The 4723-nt window shown below is 58.2% G+C and carries 5 protein-coding genes; 1 reads left to right on the top strand and 4 read right to left on the bottom strand.

Annotated features, from left to right (window positions below):
• The 4 genes from HP459_RS21490 to HP459_RS21475 form a co-directional block, all read right to left on the bottom strand.
• A partial coding sequence (locus HP459_RS21490; protein WP_171936808.1) for an NtaA/DmoA family FMN-dependent monooxygenase occupies positions 1 to 871 on the bottom strand: 871 nt, incomplete at its 3' end.
• Between the two features lie 16 nt (positions 872 to 887).
• Positions 888 to 2009: an amidohydrolase gene (locus HP459_RS21485; RefSeq protein WP_038416115.1), complete on the bottom strand. Its 1122-nt coding sequence runs from the start codon at positions 2007 to 2009 to the stop codon at positions 888 to 890.
• On the bottom strand, positions 2006 to 3007 hold the full coding sequence (locus HP459_RS21480; RefSeq protein WP_063215929.1) for an MsnO8 family LLM class oxidoreductase: 1002 nt from the start codon (positions 3005 to 3007) through the stop codon (positions 2006 to 2008). The genes HP459_RS21485 and HP459_RS21480 overlap by 4 nt, the downstream gene beginning before the upstream one ends.
• Positions 3008 to 3115: 108 nt before the next feature.
• Positions 3116 to 3514, bottom strand: a complete 399-nt coding sequence (locus tag HP459_RS21475; protein WP_023314200.1) for a cupin domain-containing protein — start codon at positions 3512 to 3514, stop codon at positions 3116 to 3118.
• Between the two features lie 112 nt (positions 3515 to 3626).
• Here HP459_RS21475 and HP459_RS21470 point away from each other — a divergent pair, with 112 nt between their 5' ends.
• Positions 3627 to 4517, top strand: a complete 891-nt coding sequence (locus HP459_RS21470) for a LysR family transcriptional regulator (protein ID WP_022648234.1) — start codon at positions 3627 to 3629, stop codon at positions 4515 to 4517.
• Positions 4518 to 4723: the final 206 nt, after the last annotated feature.

The following is a 4723-nucleotide window of genomic DNA, read 5'->3' as shown; positions in this document are numbered from 1 at the left end:
CCGCCGTGGTTTGATACTGGTTTTCTACGTCATCGGCGTCGTTTCCAACAATCACGCTGACGCCCTGGAATATATGTAAATCCCCTGCGCGGCGGCCGTGACTTTCAAGCTGCTGTTTAACATCGCGGTAAAAAGCCTGGGCTTCTTCCCGCGTGTCATGGTGGGTAAAGATGGCGTCAGCGTGTTTTGCCGCCAGCTTTTTACCGTCGTCGGACGCACCAGCCTGAAAGACAATCGGACGTCCCTGCGGCGTGCGGCCAATATTCAGCGGGCCGGAAACCTGGAAGAAATCACCGTGGTGATCCAGAGTATGCAGTTTCGACGCATCAAAGAACTGTCCGCTCACTTTATTGCGGATAAAGGCATCCCCTTCCCAGGAGTCCCACAGCCCTTTCACCACGTCGAGATACTCATCGGCAATGCGGTAGCGCAGCGCATGCTCCGGGTGTTTTTCGCGGGAGAAGTTCTTCGCTGACCCTTCCAGCGGCGACGTCACCACGTTCCAGCCTGCGCGTCCGTTGCTCAGGTGATCGAGGCTGGCGAACTGGCGTGCAGCGGTGAAAGGCTCGCTGTACGAGGTGGATAACGTGCCGACCAGCCCCAGGCGCGAGGTGATACTCGCCAGCGCGGACAACACCGTCAGCGGCTCAAAGCGGTTTAAAAAATGCGGAATGGATTTCTCGTTAATATAAAGACCGTCGGCCACAAATATAAAGTCGAGCTTGCCCTCTTCTGCTTTTAAAGCCGTTTCTTTGACGAAATCAAAATTAATGCTGGCATCCGCGACCGCCGCCGGGTGGCGCCAGGCAGACATATTTCCGGATGCACCATGCAAAATGGTCCCCAGCCGCAATTGACGATGTGCAGACATATTCACCTCAAATTAATTAAACGTGTTGCAGGGCTTTTTCCGCGAGCTGAGCAAAATAGCGGGCAGCGGGTTCGATTAATGCTTCGTCCGGGTTAAATGCCGGGTGATGTAACCCAAACGGACTGTTGCTGCCAATGCTGACAAACGCGCCGGGTATGTTTTGCAGATAGACCGCGAAATCCTCCCCGCCCATGTGCAGTTCCGCATGCCGGGTTTCATATCCCGCTTCGCGCGCAACCGAGGTGGCAAACCCGGCCCAGTGCTCATCGTTCACCAGCGCGGTGGGCCCGGCGTACCAGGTGATGTTGATCTGCGCGCTAAAAGCGCTGGCAAATCCGGCGGCGATTTCACCGACGCGCGCTTTCACGTTCTGCTGCACTTCCGTGCGGTGCGTGCGCAGCGTGCCCTCCAGCTCAACGCTTTCCGGCAGCACATTCCAGGTATTCCCCCCGGCGATGCGCGTCACGCTCAGAACAACCGAATCCAGTGTATTGACGTTACGGCTGGCTACGCTTTGCAGCGCGGTTACCAGCTGGCTTGCCAGCACGATGGCGTCGTTGCCTTCATGGGGACGTGCGGCATGCGCGCCTTTGCCGGTAACGTGAATAACGAAGCGATCGACGTTGGCATAGAACGGGCCGCCGCGCGTGGCAAATTCGCCGACCGGCAGTGAAGGCTCGTTATGCATTCCGAAAATCGCGCGTACGTCGCGTAACGCCCCGGCCCGCACCATGCTTTTCGCTCCGCCGAAATTTTCTTCCGCAGGCTGGAACAGGATCCGCACGCGACCGTTAAGCGAGGCTTCCCGCTCTTTCAGCTTTAGCGCGGCGCCGAGGATCACGCTGGTGTGAATGTCGTGTCCGCAGGCATGCATCACCCCGGCGCGCCGGGAGCTAAACGGCACCCCGCTGCGCTCGTCAATGGGTAACGCGTCGATATCGGCGCGCAGCGCAATCAGTGCGTTGCCCATGCCGATCTCCGCAACCAGCCCGGTCTGGAGATCGTAAGGCAGCGGTGCAATCCCGGCTGCCGTCAGCCACTCGCACAGGCGGGCCGTTGTTTCGACCTCCTGACCGGAGAGTTCAGGGTTCTGGTGCAGCTCACGGCGCCAGGCAATCAGTTGTTCGCTAAAGCTCATACGGTCACCTCCCTGTTAAATCGCGCCTCGGCCAGCAGTCGCAGTGACTGCACGCGCGTTGCGCCATCAGCGACCGGCGTGTCGATGATAAATTCGTCAATTCCCCACTGCTGATGCAGCGCGTTGAGCTGTTCAAGCACCGAATCCGCCGTTCCGGCCAGCAGAGACTGCGCCCGACGCGCAATGCGCACCGGTTCACTCCCCGCCTGCCGCGCAAAGGCGTAGGCCTGTTCTTCGCTGGCGACGGTGACGCGCTGTCCGTTTACCAGCTCCACGCCCCACACTTCAACCTTCTGCGCCAGCGCATCGGCCTCAGCCTGGGTTGGGGCAACAATGACCTGCACGGCCACAATCACCTCCCGGACGCTGTGTTGACGCCACGCTGTGACGACCTCGCGCAGCAGCTCAGGATCACCGTTCAGATGGGCGGCAAAGACAAAATGCCAGTCGAGGGAGGCCGCCAGTAGCGCGCTTTCGGTACTGGCGCCCAGCAGAAATCCCCGGGCAGGCACCGGCGGCAGCGGCGTGGCGCGAACGTCCTCCTCCGCTGACTGATTTTCAGGGCGGATCCAGCGATCAAGCTGCGTCAATTGTTCAGTAAAGCTGCCTTTTTCCTGCGGATTTAGGCCGTACTGCAAGGCGCGGGTAGAGAGCGGCAGACCGCCGGGCGCTTTGCCAACGCCCAGATCAACCCGGCCCGGCGCAATGGCGGCCAGTACGTTAAAATTTTCGGCGACTTTATAGGGGCTGTAATGTTGCAGCATGACGCCGCCTGAGCCCACGCGAATACGTTTTGTTTGCCCCAGGATCCAGGCAATCAGCAGCTCCGGCGAGGGGCTGGCAAGCTGCGGGGTATTGTGGTGTTCGGCAATCCAGAAGCGGTGATAACCCAGCGTTTCTGCCTGTTGCGCCAGTGCTAAGGTTCGCGCCAGCGCATCGGCGGCTGTTTCGTGTTCTGCGACGGGGCTTTTATCCAGAATGCTGATTCGCCATGACATGTTGCGTTCTCGTTTGACTTAACATGTCGTCATTATTAAAGGCGGATTTCACCTCTGAGAAACAATTAATTTACATTTGGATTGCCGGAAATCAGCTATAGCTTACCGCTACTCGTTCGGATACTGCTCGTCGGTGACCTTCTCCAGCCATGCCACCGGGCTCCCGTCGACAGCTTCTGCGATGGCGATATGGGTCATCGCCGTCTGCGCGCTTGCACCGTGCCAGTGCTTCACGCCGGGTGGGATCCAGGCGATATCACCCTGATTCAGCGGTTCCGCCTCTTTCCCCCACTCCTGTAACCAGCCGCGCCCCTGCGTCACGATCAGCGTTTGTCCAAGAGGATGCGTATGCCAGGCGGTACGTGCGCCGGGTTCAAAGGTGACGGTCGCGCCGCCGACTTTTGCCGGTTCAGTCGCCTGGAAAGGTGCGTCAATGCGCACGCTGCCGGTAAACCAGGCCTCTGGCCCCTGAACGGAAGGTAGCGAACCGCTACGGATAATTTTCATGATCTACTCCTCGTTTGCTATTGCGTTAACAGTAGCGTAAAGCCATGGGGAGCATTAGAGTGCATAATCAGAAAGGAACTATGAGTTCAATTCATAAATAGGATAAGCCGCCATGTTAAAAGACAACTTCAACGATCTGCTCTCCTTTATGGTTGTCGCCCGGGAGCGCAGCTTTACCCGCGCCGCGGCGCAGCTTGGGGTATCTCAGTCGGCGCTCAGTCACGCGATGCGCAATCTGGAAGCGAGGCTGGAAGTCCGTCTGTTAACCCGCACCACCCGCAGCGTGGCCCCTACCGAGGCCGGCGAGCAACTCTTCATGCGCTTAAGCCCCCATCTGCTGGAGATCGAGCAGGAACTTACCGCGCTGCGTGATACCCGCGACAGACCTGCCGGGAATATTCGCCTAACCGCCGGGGAGCACGCCATGTCTGCCGTGCTGTGGCCTGTGCTTAAACCCTTTATGGCGCAGTATCCTGACATCAACGTTGAAGTCACGGTGGACGATGGGCTGACAGATATTGTCGATGGCCGCTTTGACGCGGGGGTGCGTCTGGGTGAGCAGGTGGCGAAAGATATGATTGCGATACGTATTGCCCCGGACATGCGCATGGCGGTCGTCGGGTCGGCAGACTATTTGCATCGTTTCGGGGTACCGGAAACGCCGGAGCAGCTTGATCAGCACCGCTGCATTAATATGCGCCTGCCCACACGCGGCGGATTATATGCCTGGGAATTTGAACGGGACGGACGTGAGCTGCGCGTGCGGGTTGACGGCCAATTGATCCTCAACAGCCTGCCGCAACGCATTGATGCCGCCGAAAACGGTCTGGGGCTGGCGTACGTCCCGGAAGATGCGGTTCAGGACGCCCTTGCTGAGGGCCGGTTAGTGCGTGTGCTTGAAGCCTGGTGTCCGGCTTTTGCCGGTTATCATCTCTATTATCCGAGCCGCCGCCAGCACACTTCCGCGTTTTCATTACTTATTGCAGCTCTGCGGCATCCATAAGTTCTACCTATAGGTAACTATTAAGTAAACCTGATGATTAAATCAGCATTCGCCGACCTTTTTGCCTAAAAAAACGTCACGATTCAGCGCGTTGTGATCGCCGTCTGCTCTGACCACACGATTTCCTTCGACGAGCATCACTTTCGGCACGGTTATATTTTGCGTCGCTTATCAATTGCGGGTAGGATGCCTCGCCATGTTTTGCC

This window comes from Enterobacter sp. CM29 (assembly GCF_013179605.1).
Classification (GTDB): domain Bacteria; phylum Pseudomonadota; class Gammaproteobacteria; order Enterobacterales; family Enterobacteriaceae; genus Enterobacter; species Enterobacter intestinihominis.
This window is presented reverse-complemented; position numbering and strand designations above follow the sequence as displayed.